Origin of the sequence: Bradyrhizobium diazoefficiens (genome assembly GCF_016616885.1) — a bacterium.
In the GTDB taxonomy this organism is placed as follows: domain Bacteria; phylum Pseudomonadota; class Alphaproteobacteria; order Rhizobiales; family Xanthobacteraceae; genus Bradyrhizobium; species Bradyrhizobium diazoefficiens_F.
In genome coordinates this window covers 6,281,719-6,299,692 of the sequence record NZ_CP067102.1, presented here as the reverse complement: position 1 = coordinate 6,299,692, position 17,974 = coordinate 6,281,719, and the positions used below count along the sequence as shown (strand labels likewise).

Genomic DNA, 17,974 nt, shown 5'->3' with positions numbered 1-17,974 from the left:
ACCTCCAAGCCTCGCGCGCGTCGCCAGACGTCCGAAGCCCGGCCCTATCATCACGGCGACCTCCGCCGGGTGCTGATCGATGCTGCGCTGCAACTGGCGGCTGAGGGTGCCGAGGTCTCCGTACGCGAGGCCGCCCGCCGGGCCGCGGTGTCGCCGGGGGCGCCGTTCCGGCACTTCCCCAACCGCGACGCGCTGATGGTGGCGGTGGCCGAGGAGGCGCAACGGCGCTTTCGCGTCGAGATCGAGGCCGCGCTGGGCGATGCTGCGCCCGCCGACCCGCTGGCCCGCTTCCGCGCCTTCGGTATCGCCTATGTACGCTGGGCGATGCGCAATCCCGCGCATTTCGAGATCATCTCCACGGGGCGCTATTTCGCCCATGGCAGCTCGGCCGAGCTGACGCGCGACAATGCCGAATTGGTCGCGCTGACCGAGCGGATGCTGGCTGACGCGGCCGACCAGGGCCTGCTGCGATCGGCGGATCTCAAACGCATCCTGATTGCCGGCCGTGCCATGATCTACGGCTTCGCCCGAATGAACCTCGACGGTCATTTTCCGCGCTGGGGCGTGGCGGAAGACGAAATCGAGCGGATGGCGGAGGGGGTGATCGATCTGTTCATCGCCGGGATCGCGACAGCTTAGCGTCGTCAGGGGTGGCGCTTCGCCCCCCGCTAACATTAAGCGAAGGTCGGATCGCCGCGCGCGTTGCTTGTCCGTGACCGTTCAATTACAATTTTATGACACGGTGCAGGCTTTCCGGCTGCGCCGAACGTCGCAGGCCGGTCAGACGGCTTGGCATCACCCGCCGGACCAGCTGTTGCGTATCGTCGATGGCGCCCGCGCCCAATTCAGGTCCTTCCGCCACCACCGCCGCCCTGGCGAGCGTCGCCGCGCTCGGCATCTGGCGGCTGCTGGCGGTTGCCGCGCCGCATTTCGCAGCGCTTGCGCTGATGTACGAGACCGAGACCGATTTCGGCTCCCGCCTGTCCTTCCTGTTCGCCTGGGGGATCCTCAACTTCTTCTGGATCACGCTGTTGCGCCGGCCGGCACTGTCGGGCGCGCTGTCGCTGACCATGGTCGTAGTGCTGGTGCTGCTATCGCGGCTCAAGCACGACGTCGTTCAGATGACGGTCAACTTCATCGACCTGATGATGATCGACCGCGACACCGTCGCGTTTCTGTTCACGATCTTTCCGAACCTGCGCTGGTCGGTGATCGGGGCCGGCCTCGTCACGCTGCCGCTGATGTATGCGCTGTGGTGGCTCGATCCGTTCCGCATCCGCCGCCTGCCGGCATTCGCCGCCATGCTCGCCTGTGTTGCTGGGTTGGTCGGCTATTCCGTCTCTCATCCGGACGAAGCTTGGCGCGGCTATTACGACGACGGCTATCTCTCGAAGTTCTTCCGCTCCGGGGTCACGGCGGTCTCCGACTTCGCGCAGTACGGCTTCATGGAGTCGGCCGCCTCGACCGATGAGCGGCTCAACATGCCACTGGTCGACGCCTGCCATCCGGCCGGCCGGCGGCCGAATATCATCATGATCCATGATGAATCGAGTTTTGACATCCGCGCCGCACAGGGCATCAAGGTGCCGCCGGGTTATGGCGGCCACTTCAAGTCCTGGGACGGCAAGGAGCGCACATTCCTGGCCGAGAGCAATGGCGGGCCGAGCTGGTTCACCGAATACAACGTGCTTGCGGGTCTCTCCTCGCGCTCGTTCGGCCGCTTCGCCTATTTCGTGACGCGCATTGCCTCGGGCCGCGTCGAGCGCGGCCTGCCGCTGGCGCTGCGCCGTTGCGGCTACGACACCCTATCGCTCTACCCCGCCTATGGCGGCTTCATGGCCGCGCGCAGCTTTCAGGTGACGACCGGTGTCGAGCGCTTCCTCGACTCCGGGGATCTCGGCGCGAAGGACGTCGAGCCCGACAGCTTCTTCTACGACAAGGCGCTGCGGTTGATGGGCGAGCGGACGCCGAACAAGCCGCTGTTCAGCTTCATCTATCTCGGCGCCAATCATTTCCCCTGGGAGACGCGCTTCCGCCCCGATTTGGTGCCGAACTGGCGTGCGCCGGGCAATGCGCCGTCCATCGACGAATATCTGCGCCGGCAGGCGATGAGCGCCGAGCAATACAAGGCCTTCGTCGCGGGCTTGAAGAAGAGTTTTCCGGGCGAGCCCTTCCTGATCGTGCGCTACGGCGATCACCAGCCTGAATTTGCGCCCAATCTGCTCGAGCCCGGGCTCGACGAAGGCGCGATCGGCAAGAAGCTCGACGCCTACGATCCGCGTCTCTACGCGACCTATTACGCGATCGACGCCGTCAATTTCGAGCCGGTGAAAAGCGACGCTGTGATGGACACGATAGACGGTCCGTATCTGCCGCTGGTGATCCAGGAAGCAGCCGGCATCCCGCTCGATCCGTCCTTTGCGGAGCAGAAGCAGATCATGCTCCGCTGCAAGGGCATCTTCTACGGCTGCAAGGACGGCGCCGAAGCGCGGCGGCTGAACCGGCTGCTGATCGATGCAGGGATGATCCACGGGCTGTAGTTGGCCTACTGTTTGCCCAGCTTCTCCCACAGCCACTTTGCCACCACATCCGGCGATGAAGTCGCATCGTTGCCGCTCGCGCGCAAATTCGCCTCGCGCATGGTGGCGATGTCGATCTTGCCGAGCAGTGGGCTCAGCGCCGCCTTGAGCCGCTCGTCGCCGACGCGCTTCGGGGCCAGCAGCAGGATCGCGTCGTAAGGCGGGATCGCGTGCTTGGGATCGTCGAGCGCCATCAGATCGTATTTCGCGATCAGCCCGTCGCTGGTGTAGCCGGCGATCACGTCGACCTCGCCGCTGGCCACCGCCGCATACATGAAATCCGGCTGCATCTGGCGCTGCGCGCTGAACTGAAGACCATAGGCTTGCCGCAGCGCCGCCCATTCCGGCCGCGAGAAGAATTCGTAGTCGCCAGCAATCGACATCGTCGATGCATGCGCGGCGAGATCGGCGATGGTGCGGATGCCGAGCGCGTCGGCGCGCTTCTTCGGCATCACCAGCGCATAGGCATTCTCGAAGCCGAGCTCGCCGAGCAGCGTGATATTGTCCTTCGCGAGCGCCGTCTTCAAATCTGCCACCAGCTCCGCGCGTGGCTTGATGTCGGGGCGGTGCAACTGGTTGGCCCAGAGCGTACCGGAATAGTCGACATAGAGATCGATGTCGCCCGCCTTCAACGCCTCGAAGATCACGCTCGAGCCGAGACCCGACCGCGCCGTGGCGGAGAGGCCGGCTGCCTGGAGGCGGTCCCTCAGCAGGGCCGAGAGCACGTATTGCTCGGCGAAGGTTTTTGCACCGACCACATAGCCGGACGACGAACGTCCCATCGTCGGTACCAATGTCGCCGCGACCAGTGCCGCGATCCCGATCGCACCGAGCCCGGCGCCAATGCGGCTGCGATTGCGCAGGCCGCTCTCGATCAGGCCAAGCAGCTGATCGACGGCGAGCGCGAGCAGGGCTGAGGCAACGCAGCCGAACAGCACGAACACCCAGTTCTGGGTTTGAAGCCCCGCAAAAATGTAATTGCCGAGGCTGGTCTGACCGATCGGCGTCGACAGCGTCGCGGTGCCGATCACCCACACGGCGGCGGTGCGGATGCCGGCCATCATCACCGGCAGTGCCAGCGGAAGCTCGACCATGATCAGCGACTGCCGCTCCGTCATGCCGGCGCCTTTCGCGGCTTCGATCAGCGCGGGGTCGATGCCGTTGAGCCCGGTGATGCCGTTGCGCAGCACCGGCAGCATCGAGTAGAGCGCCAGCGCCAGCATTGCCGGCAGGAATCCGAATGCGGAGAAGGAGACGCCGAACCATTTTAGCGTCACGGACGCGGCGAGCAGCAGCAGTGGATAGAACAGCGCGAGCAGCGCCAGCCCCGGCACGGTCTGCACGATGCTGGCGAGCGCGAGCAGGACGGCGCGCGGCGCCGGGCGGTTGCGTGTGAGGATTGCGAGCGGCAGGCTGACGATCAGGCCGAGCGCGAGCGCGGCGAGGCTCACCCGTACATGATTGCCGAGATAGTCGGGCAGATGCGACAGCGCCTCGCCCCAGCGTGGATCGGTTATCATGCGGCACCGCTCTGTGGTAGCAGCGCGTTCAGCCGCTCGACCTGGCGCCGAGGCGTGCGAAGCAGCTCCAGCACATAGGCATCGCTGCTCGTCGAGAGCTCCGAAGGCGTACCCTGCGCGAGCAGTTTGCCGCCGCGCATCACCGCGATGCGGTCAGCGAGCAAAATCGCCTCTGTCATGTCGTGCGTGATCATCACGGTGGTCAGGCCGAGCTTGCGGTGCAACGAGCGATAGTCATCGCCGAGGGCGTCGCGCGTGAGGGGATCGAGCGCGCCGAACGGCTCGTCCATCAGCACGATGCGGGGCTTTGCTGCCAGCGCCCGCGCCACGCCGACGCGCTGGCGCTGCCCGCCCGAGAGTGCCTCCGGCAGCCTTTCACGATGGGAGGCGCGGTCGAGCTGCACCAGCTCGATGAGCTCGTCGACGCGCGCGGCAATGTCGGCCGTAGGCTGGCCGAGCAGCTTTGGCGTGATCCCGATATTGTCGGCGACGCTCAAGTGCGGAAACAGCCCGCCGCTCTGGAAGACATAGCCGATCCGGCGCCGTAGAGCGACCGGATCGACGTTCTGGACGTCCTCGCCCTCGACCGTGATGGTGCCGCCATCGGCCTCGATCAGCCGGTTGGCAAGCCGTAGCAGTGTCGTCTTGCCCGAGCCCGAGCCGCCGACGATCGCCAGAAACTCGCCCTCGGCGATATCGAGCGACACATCGTCGACGGCCCTGAGGGGGCCGAAGCTCTTGGAGACGTGCGTATAGCCAATCATCGGCCTGGAAGGCATCAGACGTGCACTCAGCTCGCTTGCCCTCCGGGGGTGTTCAGACCGGGGACATGGTGGACGGGTGTTCGGAGACATCGTGGACACTTTCGACAGCGAATCAAGGAGGCTGTCGGATGCCGTTCCGCGAGGTGTCTCGGATGGACGCGAGATTGGAGTTTGTGATGTTGGCCTCGGCAGAGGGAGCCAACGTTCGGCAATTGTGCCGTCGGTTCGGGATCAGTCCGACGACGGGCTACAAGTGGTTGGAGCGTTGGCGGACAAGCGGGACGACGGGGCTTCAGGAGCAGTCGCGGCGGCCGCAGCATTCGCCGCTGCGCAGCGTTGCGGCGACAGAGGATGCGGTGCTTTCGGTCCGCACGGAGCATCCGGCCTGGGGCGGCCGCAAGATTGCCAGGCGGCTGAAGGATCTCGGCCACGATGAAGTTCCGGCGCCCTCCACGGTGACGGCCATCCTGAAGCGGCATGGTATCGAGCTCGGCACATTCGGCGGTGGTCAGGCCCCCTTCACCCGCTTCGAGCGCGGGCGGCCGAACGAGTTGTGGCAGATGGACTTCAAGGGCCATGTGGCCATGCACGCCGGCCGGCTTCATCCGCTGACCGTGCTCGACGATCACTCGCGCTTTTCCGTGGTGCTTGCGGCTTGCGCCAACGAGCAGACCGAAACGGTCCAGCAGCAACTCATCACCGCATTCCGCCGCTACGGCCTGCCCGAGAGGCTGATTACCGACAACGGTTCGCCCTGGGGCGATGGCCCGGGCAGCCCGTTCACCCCGCTCGGCGTCTGGCTGATCGAGCTTGGCATCAGGATCAGCCATTCGCGGCCCTATCATCCGCAGACCATGGGCAAGGACGAACGCTTCCACCGCAGCCTCAAGGCCGAAGTGCTGTCCGCTCCGCCCTTCGCCGATCTCGCCGCCGCCGCGCGCGCCTTCGAGCACTGGCGCAACGTCTACAACACGCAGCGACCACACGAGGCTATCGAGCTGGCCGTCCCGGCCAGCCGCTATCAGCCGAGCCAGCGCGCCTATGTCGAGACCATCGCGCCCTTCGAATACGCCCCGGGCGACATCGTGCGCCGCGTCCAGCAGGGTGGTCACGTCAGCTTCCTCGGCCGTGCCATCAAAGTCCCCAAGGCCTTCCGCGGAAAGGCGATCGCCTTCCGGCCAACCACACAGGACGGCCTCTTCGACGTCGTCTTCCGAACCCAGACAATTGCAACCGTCGATATTCGGCCTCTCGACGGCAGGCTCGAAAGTGTCCACGATGTCTCCGAACACCCGTCCACCATGTCCCCGGTCTGAACAGGGGGAGGGGGGTGGTCGGGCCTCATGCGTAGCACGCTTGGCCGGTTGATTGAACTTGGCCGCGTGAGCGGCTAAGGCATCGCCAGGGTTCGGAGGAAACACATGACTACGCCCACGGCAGTGGCGCTGGAAGATGCCAAGGTTGCGTTCCGGTTAGGGGACGGGCGGGTCTATACGGCGGTGGAGAAGGCCCATCTGACGGTCGCACAGGGCGAGTTCGTCGCCATTGTCGGCCCGACCGGCTGCGGAAAATCCACGCTGCTCAACGTCGCAGCCGGGCTGCTCAAGCCGGCCGCCGGCAGCGTCAAGATTTTCGATCGGCCGCTTGCGGGGCTGAACCGGGACGCCGGCTATCTGTTCCAGGCCGACGCGCTGTTCCCCTGGAAGACCGCGCTCGACAATGTCGCGATCGGGCTCGAGATCAAGGGTACGCCGCGCAGCGAGGCGCTCCCGCTGGCGCAGAAATGGCTGACCTCCGTCGGGCTTGGCGCCTTTGCGGGCCGCTATCCGCACATGCTCTCCGGCGGCCAGCGCAAGCGCGTGGCGCTGGCGCAGGTTCTGATCCGCGACCCAAAGATCCTGCTGATGGACGAGCCTTTCGGGCCGCTGGATGCACAAACCCGCCAGGTGATGGGCAATTTGCTGCTCGACTTGTGGAATGCCGATCGCAAGGCCGTGCTGTTCGTGACCCATGATCTCGAAGAGGCGATCGCGCTCGCCGACCGCGTCGTGATCATGTCGGCCGGGCCGTCCTCGCGCATCATCGGCGACTGGCGCGTGACGTTGCCGCGCCCGCGCGACATTTTCGAGGTGCGGATGGACAAGGAGTTCCATGCGCTGCATCGCGAGATCTGGAGCGTGCTCAAGGACGAGGTGATGAAGGGCTACGCGCAATCCACCCACGCGGCGGAGGCGGTCTGATGTCGCGCGTCACGCTGCTTGCGCTGCAAGTCCTGGTCGCCGTCGTCTGCATCGTGTTGTGGCAGCTGCTTTCGACCGTGCCGGTGTTCGGAAAAATCCTGCTGCCGCCATTCTTCTTCTCCAATCCCGTCGATGTGTTCAGCCAGATCGTGAAGTGGTTCGCGAGTGGCGTGATCTGGAAGCATCTCGCAATCACGCTCTGGGAATCCATTCTCGCCTTCGTGATCGGCTCGGTTGCCGGTGTGCTGGTCGGCTTCTGGTTTGCGCGGCAGCCGCTGGTTGCCGCGGTGTTCGACCCCTACGTGAAGATGGCCAACGCACTGCCGCGCGTCGTGCTGGCGCCGATCTTCGCGCTGTGGCTCGGGCTCGGCATCTGGTCCAAGGTCGCGCTCGGCGTGACGCTGGTGTTCTTCATCGTGTTCTTCAACGTCTACCAAGGCGTCAAGGAGGTCAGCCGCACCGTGCTCGACAATGGCCGCATGCTCGGCATGAGCGAGGGGCAGTTGATGCGGCACGTCTATTGGCCGTCGGCGCTGTCGTGGATGTTTTCCTCACTGCACACGTCTGTGGGTTTCGCTGTTGTCGGCGCCGTCGTCGGCGAATATCTGGGATCGGCGGCAGGCCTCGGCTATCTGATCCAGCAGGCCGAAGGCATATTCGACGTCGCCGGCGTGTTCGCCGGCATGTTCGTGCTGTCGGCCTTCGTCATCCTGATCGACTTCGGGGTGACGTTGGTGGAGCGGAGGCTACTCGTCTGGCGGCCAACCGTGGATGGGCGCGGTTAACGCAAAACGGGACCGCGCATCTGCGCGAGCCCGACCGCAAATGCTCAATCAAGCAGCTTGACGTCGTCGGGCGCTTGCGGCGGCGTCTTGATCGCGATCGCCTTGACCTGACCGCTGATCGGCTTGGTGCCGCCATGCGCCGTGCCCTTGGGGATGATGACGAGGTCGCCCGGTTTCACCGTCACCTCCTTGTCGCCGAACCAGATCGTCCCGGTGCCCTCCAGGATGTACTGGATCTCGTTGGTGTTGGGGTGCATGTGCTTGGGCACGTTGCCGACCTGGATCGAGACGGTGGCACCATCGGCAACCATGAACGTCTTGGAGCGGTAGCCGACCTTGTTGGCGTCCCCCAGCGCGTCGCCTTCCATCTCACTGGTATGGATGATTTGCGGGGTGATGCTCTCGGCGGCCAGCGCCGGCCGCAGCAGGTGGGTTGCGCCGCATCCCGCGACAAAGGCAGCGGTGAGCGACAGCGCGGCTGCAAGGCGATTCATGGATGATCCTCCCCATCAAAGTTTGTTGTTGTGGGCGCATGCTATTGCGCCGAAAGGCCAAATGGCCAGTGCCGCTTAAGCGGTGCTTCTCAAGCCAGTCCCGCTGCTCTATGGTGCCGCCAGCCGAACGGAGGAAACCAATGAAGAACACGATTGCCAGGCTCGCCGGCGCGCTGCTCGCGCTGACGCTCAGCACCTCGCTTGCCGCAGCGCAAAGCAAGGTGACCATCGCGGTCGGCGGCGGAGCCTGCCTGTGCTATCTGCCGACCGTGCTGGCGAAGCAACTCGGCGAATACGAGAAGGCCGGCCTCAATGTCGATCTGGTCGACCTCAAGGGCGGCTCGGACGCACTCAAGGCCGTGCTCGGCGGCAGCGCCGACGTGGTTTCCGGCTATTTCGACCATTGCGTCAACCTGGCGGCCAAGAAGCAGGAGCTGCAGGCTTTCGTGGTCTATGACCGTTATCCCGGCCTCGTGCTGGTGGTCACTCCCTCGCACTCGGCGGACATCAAGTCGGTCAAGGACCTCGCCGGCAAGAAGGTCGGCGTCAGCGCGCCCGGCTCCTCCACCGACTTCTTCCTGAAATATCTCCTGAAGAAGAACGGGGTTGATCCCGCCAACACCGCCGTGATCGGTGTCGGCCTCGGCGCCACGGCGGTGGCGGCAATGGAGCAGGGGCAGATCGATGCCGCGGTGATGCTCGATCCCTCCGTCACCGTGCTTCAGGGCAGCCACAAGGATTTGCGCATCCTCAGCGACACCCGCACCCAGAAGGACACGCTCGAGACGTTCGGCGGTGAATATCCGGGCGGTGCGCTGTACTCGACCGTGGCCTGGATCAACGGTCACGAGAAGGAGACGCAGGCGCTGACCAACGCGATGCTGGCCACGATCGCCTGGATTCACTCACATTCGCCCGAAGAGATCATGGCCAAGATGCCGGACGAGATGGTTGGCAAGAACAAGGACCTTTATCTCGCCGCGCTGAAGAACACGATCCCGATGTTCTCCGAGACCGGCAAGATGGACCCGAAGGGCGCGGACGCCGTGCTGGCTGTGTTCAGCGTCGGTTCGCCGGAGGTGGCCAACGCCAAGATCGACGTCAGCAAGACTTTTACCAACAAGTTTGTCGACCAGGCCAAGAAGACCACGGGGAGCGCCAAATAACTGACGCGAAGGCTTGGTAATCAGGCCCCATGACATCACCAACCATTCATCGCGTCACGACGCTTGAACTTGCCGTGCGTCCCGCCGTCTGGCTGTTCGCCGAGGAGCGGCGCGCCGAGATCGAGGCGCATTTCGCCGAGCAGCAACGCGCGCGGCCGAAAATCTGGAACGGCCGGGTCTTGCTCGGGCGCGATGCCGTCTTCACCGACGGTCATCTTGCTGCGACCTATTTCGAGACGGATTTCGCCAGCTTCCTCGCCTGGCGCGACTGGGGCTTTCCCGATCCGGCCGTATTCAACGGGTTCGGCATGGGCGCGCTGCGCACCTCCGATGGCGCCTTCGTGATGGGCGAGATGGCCCATCACACCGCCAATGCGGGGCGCATCTACTTCGCGTCGGGTACGCCCGATCTCGACGATGTCAGGGACGGCACGCTCGACATTCCCGGCAGCGTCGTCCGCGAACTCGAGGAGGAGACCGGCCTGTTGCCTGCCGATTATTCGGCGGAGGCGGACTGGCACTGTGTCGTCACCGGCAGCGCACTTGCAATGATCCGGATCCTCGACCTGGATATGCCGGGTGAGGCGGCCCGCGCGCGGATCGAAGCCAATCTGGCTCGCCAGGACGAGCCGGAGCTTTCGGCCATCCATCTCGTGCGCGGAATGGATGATCTCATGCCGGCCATGCCGCGATTTGTCACGGCCTTCATCGCGCAGCAGTTCGCCTCGCGCTGACGCGCGAGGCTTGACATCGTGCGCCCCAGCCCATGTGATGGGCGAAAAAGCAAAAACAAAAAATCGCAATGCACAATCGTCCAGGGAGGTTTAGATGCGCCTGCGCATGGCTGTCCGCTTGGTACATGGGCTATTGATCGCGATTGCAGCGATGGGCTTGACCGTTTCGGTTCAGGCTCAAGAGAAGAAGATCAAGATCGGCGTGATTTTCGATCTGACCGGCCCACTCGCGGGTGGCGGCTCCGAGCTCGAATATCTCGGCACCAAGATCATCCTCGACCATTTCAGCAAGACCGGCGTCGAGGGCTACAAGGTCGAGGCGGTCTACGCCGACGCGCAGAGCAAGCCCGACATCGCCATCAACGAATCCGTCCGCCTGCTCGAGCAGGAGAAGGTCGACATGGTACTCGGCTTCTTCTCCTCGGCCCAATGCGTGCCGGTTGCCGCCCGCGTCGAGCAGCTCAAGAAGTTCATGTGGATGACGACCTGCATCTCGTCCGCCGTGTTCGCCGACAAGAACTACAAGTACGTCTTTCGCCCGCAGGCGAGCGGCGATCAGTTCGGCGCAATGACGATGGATTTCATCGCGCAGAATGCCCAGTCAAAGCTCGGCAAGGAGCCGAAGGACCTCCGCGTCGCCATCATCCATGAGGACGGCTCCTATGGCGTCGACGTCTCCAAGGGCAACGAGGCCGGCGCGAAGAAGGCCGGCTTCAACATCGTGCTGAAGGAGGGCTATTCGGCGACCGCGCCGGATCTCTCCGCGCTGGTGACCAAGCTGAAGCGTGCCAAGCCCGACGTCGTTTTCCACACCGGCTACAACCCCGATATCACGCTGTTGCTGCGGCAGGCGCGCGAGCAGGGCCTGAAGTTTGCAGCCCTGGTCGGCCATGGCGCTGGCTACGGCGTCTACGAGAAGCTGAAGGAAGGGATGGGCGCCGACGCGAGCTACATCTTCAATACCGACCCGATCTCGATCTGGCTCGCCAACCCAAAGACCATGAACCCGAAGCTTGCGCCCGTCATCAAGATGGTCGGCGAGGAGTTCGACAAGATCAGGCCGGGCGTTGCCATCCGCTCCGCTCACGTCGGCATCGGCGCGTCCAACACCTACGTGTTCATGGATGATGTCCTGCCACGTGCGATCAAGAAGTATGGCGGGGTCGATCCAGAGGCGCTGCGCAAGGCCGCGCTCGATACCGACATCCCCGAGGGCGGCACCATGCTTGGCTTCGGGGTCAAGTTCTATGGCGAGGGCACGCCGATGGCGGGCCAGAACGAGCGCTCGTTCCCGGTCGTGATCCAGTACATCGACGACAAGTCCTCGGTCGTGTGGCCCAAGAGCCAGGCGCAGCGCGAAGCCGTGCTGCCACTGCCAAAGGGCACCACCTATAGCAACCAGTAGCAGCGGAGCGGGGCGGTGCTGGAGGTCAGCGGACTGGTGAAGCGGTTTGGCGGCTTCAGCGCCGTCAACAACGTGTCGTTCAAAGTCGATCAGGGCGAGATCCTCGGCCTGATCGGCCCCAACGGCTCGGGCAAGAGCACGATCTTCAACATGCTCTCCGGCACGCTGGCGCCAAGCTCCGGGTCGATCCTGTTCGATGGCTCGGAGATCGCGGGGCTGGCGCCGCACCGGATCATCAACCGCGGCATCGGCCGCACCTTCCAGATTCCGCGGCCGTTTCGCCGCCTCTCCATTTTCGAGAACGTCGCACTTGCCGGCTTCTACGGCCAGGGCCGCCATAGCCGCGTCGAGGCCGAGGAGGCGGCCGAGCGTTCGCTTGCCATGGTGGGCTTGCCGACCGATCGCCACGCCAGCGTCGACGGGCTTGGCGCGGCCGGCTTGAAGAAGCTCGAGCTTGCGAAAGCGCTCGCCACTGCGCCAAAGCTTCTTCTCGCCGACGAGAGCCTCGGCGGCCTCGACGAGGCCGAGATGGGCCAGGCCGCCGACATGTTGCGCAACATCCGCGACGAGCTCGGTATCACCATCATCTGGGTCGAGCACATCATGGGCGTCTTGATGCGCGTCGTCGACCGCGTCATGGTGCTCGATCATGGCGAAAAAATCTCGGAAGGGCTGCCGAGCGCGGTTGCCGGCGATCCGCGTGTCATCGAGGTCTATCTCGGCACCGATGCCGCGACCACGCAGGCTGCGGCCGCCGAAGCGCGTCGCCGCGCGGGAGACCATTGATGCTGGAGCTTCGTGGCGTCAACGCCGGCTATGGCACCTTTCAGGCGCTGTTCGACGTCAATCTCGATGTCAAGGCAGGCGAGGCCGTCGGCGTCATCGGCCCGAACGGCGCCGGCAAGACCACGCTGATGCGCGTCATCTCCGGCCTGATCCGTCCCTCGCGCGGGTCGATCGCGATGGAGGGCGTCGACGTCCTGGCGACGCCGCCGCACAAGATCGTCAGCCTCGGGATTGCGCATGTGCCGGAGAACCGGCGGCTGTTTCCGCAGCTCTCGGTCGACGGCAATCTCAAGATGGGCGCCTTCATGAGGGAGGCGCGCGCCCGCTATGCCGAGCGGCTGGAGGTCGTGTTCGACCTGTTTCCGCGGCTGAGGGAGCGCCGTCATCAGATGGCCGGCACGATGTCCGGCGGCGAGCAGCAGATGTGCGCGATCGGCCGCGCGCTGATGTCCAATCCAAAGCTTCTGCTGCTCGACGAGCCCTCGGCGGGGCTGGCGCCGGTCGTGGTGCAGCAGGTGTTCGAACTGGTGAAGCGGATCCGCGCCAGCGGGCTGACGGTGCTGATCGTCGAGCAGAACGTGCAGCAGGTGCTGCGCGTGGTCGACCGGGCCTACCTGATCGAGGCCGGCACGATCCGCGCCTCGGGCACCTCGGCCGAGATGCTGGCGAGCGACACGGTCAAGGAAGCGTATCTCGGGGTGTGAGGGGCATATGCAAGCGTTCCTGGACATTTTCGACATCTACCTGCTGGAGGCCGTCATCAACGGCATCCTGCTCGGCGGTGTGCTGGCGCTGCTCGCGCTCGGGCTGAACCTGATCTTCGGCGTCATCGACGTGACCTGGATATGCTACGCCGAGCTCGTGATGATCGGCATGTACGCCATGTATTTCATGGTCCAGTATTATGGCATCAGCTATTTCATCGCAGCACCGCTGACCATCCTGCTGGTCGCGATCCTCGGCGCGTTGCTGCATTATCTCGTGATCGCGCCGCTGTTGACGGCGCCGCCGATCAACCAGCTGCTCGCAACCGGCGGCGTGCTGTTCGTGCTGCAGAGCTTTGCCACCGTCGCGTTCGGCATCGACTTCCGCAACCTCGGCATCCGGCTGCCGGTGCTCGCTTTCGGCGACATGAATTTTAGCTACGCGCGACTTCTGTCATTCCTGGCCGCGCTGGTCGGCATGGTCGCGGTCTATCTGTTCATGACCCGCACCTTCACCGGCACGGCGATCCGCGCCATCTCGCAGGACCGGCAGATCATGGCGCTGATGGGTGTCGACACCAAGCGGATCTATCTCATCACCTCCGCGATCGGCGGCGGGCTGGCCGGACTCGCCGCCTGCTTGCTGGTGCTGCAATACGACGTGCACCCCTTCGTCGGCCTCTCTTTCGGGCCGATCACCTTCCTGATCTGCGTGCTCGGCGGGCTCGGCAATTTCATCGGCGGTTTCATTGCGGCGTTCGTGTTCGCCGAGATCATCTCGCTCGGCGGCCTGTTCTCCGATCTCGAATGGGGCTACGTGCTCGCCTTCGCCTTTTTCATCGTCATGATGTTCATCCGGCCCGCGGGCCTGCTCGCGAGGCGCCGATGATGGGACAGGGCCGGCTTGTTGCGTGGGGGATAGGACTGGCCGCGCTGGTCGCGCTGCCCTTCGTCTATCGTGATCCCTATCACCTGCACATTCTGGTGCTGATCCTGATCTGGTCGTTCGCCTACACGTCGTGGTCGATGATGGGGCGGTTCGGCCTGGTCTCGCTCGGCCACGGCGGCTTCATGGGGATCGGCGCCTATGTCACCGCGCTGTTGTGGAATCATCTCGGCCTGTCGCCATGGATCGGCATTCCCGTGAGCATGGTCGCGGCCGGCGCGCTGGCGCTGATCGTCGGCTATCCCTGCTTCCGCTTCCGCATCACCGGGCACTATTTCGTGCTGGTGACGCTCGCGCTCTCGGGCATCGTGCTCCAGGTCATCACGGCCACGCGCGACTATACCGGCGGCTCGCTCGGCTACACGCCAAACCGTGCCTCTGGCAGCAAGCTGCTGGCGCTGCAATTCGACGACAAGACCAGCTGGTATCTGGTCGCGCTCGCGGTCTGGCTCGCAGGCATCGTCGTCTGGCACCTGATCGATCGCAGCATGAGCCGCTACGCGCTCGAGGCGATCTCGGAGGACGAGGACGCGGCTGCCGCCGCCGGCGTCGACGTCACCGCGGAAAAACTGAAGATCACCTTGATCAGCGCGGTGATGACGGCGCTGGCGGGCGCCATCTATTGCCAGTACCAGATGTTCATCACGCCCGACACTGTCTCCGGCATCGCGGTGTCGCTGCAGATGGTGTTCGCGGCCATCGTCGGCGGCCTGTTCGTCTCGCTCGGCCCGACCGTCGGCGCCGTCATCACCATCCTTCTCGCGGAAACCTTGCGCATCGGCTTCGGCACCAGGGCGGTCGGCTGGGACAACCTCGTCTATGGCGTGCTGCTGGTGCTTTTCATCATATTCCTTCCGAAGGGCATCCTTGGTAGCCTGCTCGACCGATTGAAGCCGCAACGCAAGGTGCCCCGCGCTCATGAGCAAAAAGCCGTCCAAACCGCTCGCCCAGGAACTTGACCGCTACATCACGCCATTCCGGCACGACGGGTCCGGCAAGTTTCACCTGAAAGACTACAAGACCAACGAGAAGGGCGATCTGGACAAGGAGACGGCGCAGGAGATTCTCGACGCCAACAAGAAACGGCTGATCGCGTTCCAGGAGAAACTCTACGCCCAGGACCGCTGGTCGGTGCTAATCGTATTCCAGGCAATGGATGCCGGTGGCAAGGACAGCGCGATCAAGGCGATCTTCGAGGGCATCAATCCGCAGGGCTGCGAGGTATCCGCTTTCAAGGCGCCGAGCAGCAAGGAGCTCGACCACGATTTCCTCTGGCGTCACGTCATCGCGCTGCCGGAGCGTGGCCATATCGGCATCTTCAACCGCTCCCATTACGAGGAATGCCTGGTGACGCGCGTGCACCCGGAGATCCTCGCCAAGGAGAAGCTGCCGCCACGGCTCGTCACCAAGCACATCTGGAAGGAGCGGTTCGAGGACATCTCCGCGTTCGAGCGCTATCTCTGCCGCAACGGCACATTGGTGCTGAAATTCTTCCTCAACGTGTCCAAGGAGGAGCAGCGCCAGCGCTTTCTCGATCGCCTGGAGCAGCCGGCCAAGCAGTGGAAGTTCTCGATGGACGACATCAAGGAGCGTGCCTTGTGGCCGCGCTATCAGGCGGTCTATCAGGACATCGTGCGCCACACCGCCACGCCGCACGCGCCGTGGTATGTCGTGCCCGCCGACCACAAATGGTTCGCCCGCGTCGTGATCGGCTCCGTCATCGTCGCGGCGCTGGAAAAACTGGATCTGCGCTTTCCTCGCGCCGACAAGGCCTCGGTGGCGGAGTTCGAGAACGTGCGCAAGGCGCTGGAGCGGGAACGGAAGGGCAAGGGGTAAGGCGCAGCGATCTGCGATCGACCTCCGCCCTACGATTTCTCGAAAACAACCCCATGCACAGTAGCCGATGATAGTGAAATCAATGGCTTGACCGTCGGCGCAAATAATATTCTGAATTTGCGAATTTTATTTGACCCGTCGGGCAAAACAGGAGCATGATGTCATCATCGCGCCGGTGCCCCTCAGTAGCCCCGGCCCCACCAGTAGCAGAAGCGCTCGACATTGGCGGGAAGGCTCGCTTCGTAGTTCGCCCACTTCTCGTATTTCGGCAGCTTCACTTCCTTCATCGCGGTGTCGAAGCATTTGCCGGCGTCGGCCGCCTTCTTCACCTCGGCCGAAAGATCTTCCATGTACGCGATGTCGTCCTCTACATCCTTCTTGGTGCCGAGCCGGCCGCCGGCATAGGGATGGCCGGGGATCATCCTATCCCAATCGAGCGAAGCCAGCTTCTTCAGCGAGGCGATATATTCCAGCGGCGAGGCGTTGTCCGGAATGTTGCGGAACTGGACGGATTCGATCGGCGCGAAGTCGACCACGAAAACGAGCTTCTCCTTCGGCAGCCGCATCACCAGCGAATTGTCGGAATGGTTGCGGCCGACATAGTCGAGCTCCAGCGTGGTGCCGCCGAGCGTGATGGTCTTCTTGTCGCCGACCACCTGGTCCGGCATCACGATGTCGGCCAAGAGCGCGTTCTGCTTTTTCAGCTCGAGCAGCCGCTCCTTGGCCCGCCGGTGCGCGATGAAGGTGGCGCCGAGATCCTTGAAGGGCTGGCCGCCGGCGATGTGGTCGTAATGGTGGTGGCTGTAGATGACGTATTTGATCGGCTTGTCGGTGACGGCCCTGATCGCGTCGATGTAGGGTTTTGCGGGACGCAGATACGAGATCGGATCGGTCGCGATCACGCCCTGCGGTGTCACCACAAACATCGACTGATGGCCGCCATAGCGGAAGATGTAGACGTTCTCGGTGCCGTCGACCTTCTTGGTCGAAGTCTGCGGCGGGTTTTGCGCGAACGCCGATCCGGTCATGAGGGCCGCGAGTACGGCGATACAAAATGATGCTTTCATCTCTGGCTTTCTGAAATGGCGAGGCGGATATGCTCCCTCACACAAACGCTGCCGAGAGGGATTTATTCCGCGCTCTGATGGGGTCAGTCGTCACGGAACAAGCGTGCAAATGTGATCCTCGGTCCATTGATCCCGCTTGACAGTTTTATGTCACGGGAGGACCATGCTTATGGTCGCAAACAAGCGACGCGTAATGTCCATCTCAAGAGCAAGGGGAGGTCTATGACGCCACCTCCGCAAATCCAGCCGCGTTAAGTGCGATGGAGCTCGTTCGGACTATCGCATAGCGGCGGAAAACCGCGAACGGCACGCCGGGTTAAGGTTTAGTGGGCTGCAGTCAGTGAGGCATAGCCCCTACCTGCCCGGCGCTGTGCGTTTTGGGCGCACGGTAACTACGCCTTCTTCTGCACACCGAAGAGATCACCGAGCCATTGATAATACACCGGCTGCTTGTCGTGCAGCGTGGCGCGGTTGTTGGGAGGACGGTCGGCATTGCCCCAGAGATAGAGGCTTCCGGTCACCGCAAAGAACTCCTGTACGTTCTTCAGCACGAATGATAGGCGTGGAGCAGCTCGTGCAGCAGCACCGGCTTCTCCGGCGCAACGACGGCCGCGTCAACCGTGACGCCCTCGACCTTGGACGAGAAGTGCCCGCCGCCGTCGCCCTGTCCGGGCTTGACCGAGACCGGCTGGCTTTTGAAGAAGGTCATGATCTCAGGCTTCGCGCCGCATTCGACGACGATGTCGATCTGATGCTTCAGCGACGCGACGACTTCCTTGAGGTTCGGCTGGCTCTGCGCGGCGCTGGTGTCCACCGTGATGCCGCGATAGGCGAAGGCGGGTCCGCTCTGCGCGATCGCAGTCCGTGTGCCGAGCACGATCGCAGCTCCCGCAAGCACGAGCTGGCGCCGATCGAAATGTGTCATGTGATGCCCCCGAATTCCCGCGG

Annotated in this window: 19 protein-coding genes; 13 read left to right on the top strand and 6 right to left on the bottom strand. The window is 63.9% G+C overall.

What is annotated here, in order from left to right:
* Nucleotides 1-69 precede the first annotated feature (69 nt).
* Both JJC00_RS29270 and JJC00_RS29265 read left to right on the top strand, forming a co-directional pair.
* Nucleotides 70-639: a TetR/AcrR family transcriptional regulator gene (locus tag JJC00_RS29270; protein WP_246773961.1), complete on the top strand. Its 570-nt coding sequence runs from the start codon at nt 70-72 to the stop codon at nt 637-639.
* A gap of 188 nt (nt 640-827) precedes the next feature.
* The gene (locus JJC00_RS29265) at nt 828-2,540 is read left to right on the top strand and encodes a sulfatase-like hydrolase/transferase (protein WP_200469296.1); all 1,713 of its coding nucleotides are present in this window, start codon (nt 828-830) and stop codon (nt 2,538-2,540) included.
* 5 nt (nt 2,541-2,545) lie between these two features.
* On the opposite strand, the gene JJC00_RS29260 is transcribed toward JJC00_RS29265, so the two are convergent.
* Both JJC00_RS29260 and JJC00_RS29255 read right to left on the bottom strand, forming a co-directional pair.
* On the bottom strand, nt 2,546-4,099 hold the full coding sequence (locus JJC00_RS29260) for a glycine betaine ABC transporter substrate-binding protein (RefSeq protein ID WP_200469295.1): 1,554 nt from the start codon (nt 4,097-4,099) through the stop codon (nt 2,546-2,548).
* Nucleotides 4,096-4,878 carry an ATP-binding cassette domain-containing protein gene (locus JJC00_RS29255; protein WP_200469294.1) on the bottom strand — a complete coding sequence of 261 codons (783 nt, stop codon included), beginning with the start codon at nt 4,876-4,878 and terminating at the stop codon, nt 4,096-4,098. Before JJC00_RS29255 ends, JJC00_RS29260 begins: the two co-directional genes overlap by 4 nt.
* A 113-nt stretch (nt 4,879-4,991) precedes the next feature.
* Here JJC00_RS29255 and JJC00_RS29250 point away from each other — a divergent pair, with 113 nt between their 5' ends.
* From JJC00_RS29250 to JJC00_RS29240, 3 genes are all read left to right on the top strand, one after another.
* On the top strand, nt 4,992-6,179 hold the full coding sequence (locus JJC00_RS29250) for an IS481 family transposase (protein ID WP_200469293.1): 1,188 nt from the start codon (nt 4,992-4,994) through the stop codon (nt 6,177-6,179).
* A 105-nt stretch (nt 6,180-6,284) separates the two neighbouring features.
* Nucleotides 6,285-7,103 carry an ABC transporter ATP-binding protein gene (locus JJC00_RS29245; protein ID WP_200469292.1) on the top strand — a complete coding sequence of 273 codons (819 nt, stop codon included), beginning with the start codon at nt 6,285-6,287 and terminating at the stop codon, nt 7,101-7,103.
* The gene (locus JJC00_RS29240) at nt 7,103-7,888 is read left to right on the top strand and encodes an ABC transporter permease (protein ID WP_200469291.1); all 786 of its coding nucleotides are present in this window, start codon (nt 7,103-7,105) and stop codon (nt 7,886-7,888) included. Before JJC00_RS29245 ends, JJC00_RS29240 begins: the two co-directional genes overlap by 1 nt.
* A gap of 44 nt (nt 7,889-7,932) precedes the next feature.
* Here JJC00_RS29240 and JJC00_RS29235 read toward each other — a convergent pair whose 3' ends face one another.
* Nucleotides 7,933-8,382: a cupin domain-containing protein gene (locus JJC00_RS29235; protein ID WP_200469290.1), complete on the bottom strand. Its 450-nt coding sequence runs from the start codon at nt 8,380-8,382 to the stop codon at nt 7,933-7,935.
* A gap of 140 nt (nt 8,383-8,522) precedes the next feature.
* On the opposite strand from JJC00_RS29235, the gene JJC00_RS29230 reads away from it, so the two are divergent.
* From JJC00_RS29230 to JJC00_RS29195, 8 genes are all read left to right on the top strand, one after another.
* The gene (locus tag JJC00_RS29230) at nt 8,523-9,548 is read left to right on the top strand and encodes an ABC transporter substrate-binding protein (RefSeq protein WP_200469289.1); all 1,026 of its coding nucleotides are present in this window, start codon (nt 8,523-8,525) and stop codon (nt 9,546-9,548) included.
* Nucleotides 9,549-9,577: 29 nt separating this feature from the next.
* Nucleotides 9,578-10,282 carry an NUDIX hydrolase gene (locus JJC00_RS29225; RefSeq protein ID WP_200469288.1) on the top strand — a complete coding sequence of 235 codons (705 nt, stop codon included), beginning with the start codon at nt 9,578-9,580 and terminating at the stop codon, nt 10,280-10,282.
* A 94-nt stretch (nt 10,283-10,376) separates the two neighbouring features.
* The gene (locus JJC00_RS29220; RefSeq protein ID WP_200469287.1) at nt 10,377-11,687 is read left to right on the top strand and encodes an ABC transporter substrate-binding protein; all 1,311 of its coding nucleotides are present in this window, start codon (nt 10,377-10,379) and stop codon (nt 11,685-11,687) included.
* A gap of 15 nt (nt 11,688-11,702) precedes the next feature.
* Nucleotides 11,703-12,473: an ABC transporter ATP-binding protein gene (locus JJC00_RS29215; RefSeq protein ID WP_200469286.1), complete on the top strand. Its 771-nt coding sequence runs from the start codon at nt 11,703-11,705 to the stop codon at nt 12,471-12,473.
* Nucleotides 12,473-13,177, top strand: coding sequence for an ABC transporter ATP-binding protein (locus JJC00_RS29210; protein ID WP_200469285.1), 705 nt, complete (start codon nt 12,473-12,475; stop codon nt 13,175-13,177). Before JJC00_RS29215 ends, JJC00_RS29210 begins: the two co-directional genes overlap by 1 nt.
* A 7-nt stretch (nt 13,178-13,184) precedes the next feature.
* Nucleotides 13,185-14,066 (top strand): branched-chain amino acid ABC transporter permease, encoded by an 882-nt coding sequence (locus JJC00_RS29205; RefSeq protein ID WP_128950396.1) that lies wholly within the window; start codon nt 13,185-13,187, stop codon nt 14,064-14,066.
* Nucleotides 14,063-15,082, top strand: a complete 1,020-nt coding sequence (locus JJC00_RS29200; protein ID WP_200469284.1) for a branched-chain amino acid ABC transporter permease — start codon at nt 14,063-14,065, stop codon at nt 15,080-15,082. Before JJC00_RS29205 ends, JJC00_RS29200 begins: the two co-directional genes overlap by 4 nt.
* Nucleotides 15,042-15,959, top strand: coding sequence for a polyphosphate kinase 2 family protein (locus JJC00_RS29195; protein WP_200469283.1), 918 nt, complete (start codon nt 15,042-15,044; stop codon nt 15,957-15,959). The genes JJC00_RS29200 and JJC00_RS29195 overlap by 41 nt, the downstream gene beginning before the upstream one ends.
* Nucleotides 15,960-16,141: 182 nt before the next feature.
* Here the strand turns inward: JJC00_RS29195 and JJC00_RS29190 are convergent, their stop codons facing one another.
* The 3 genes from JJC00_RS29190 to JJC00_RS29185 all read right to left on the bottom strand — a co-directional run bounded on the left by JJC00_RS29190 (nt 16,142) and on the right by JJC00_RS29185 (nt 17,951).
* Nucleotides 16,142-17,026: an MBL fold metallo-hydrolase gene (locus JJC00_RS29190; RefSeq protein WP_200469282.1), complete on the bottom strand. Its 885-nt coding sequence runs from the start codon at nt 17,024-17,026 to the stop codon at nt 16,142-16,144.
* A gap of 392 nt (nt 17,027-17,418) precedes the next feature.
* A complete protein-coding gene (locus JJC00_RS38650) occupies nt 17,419-17,547 on the bottom strand; it encodes a hypothetical protein (protein WP_283816722.1) in 129 nt (42 codons plus the stop codon).
* Between the two features lie 23 nt (nt 17,548-17,570).
* Entirely contained in the window at nt 17,571-17,951 is a 381-nt protein-coding gene (locus tag JJC00_RS29185) for a hypothetical protein (protein WP_200469281.1), read from the bottom strand.
* Nucleotides 17,952-17,974: the final 23 nt, after the last annotated feature.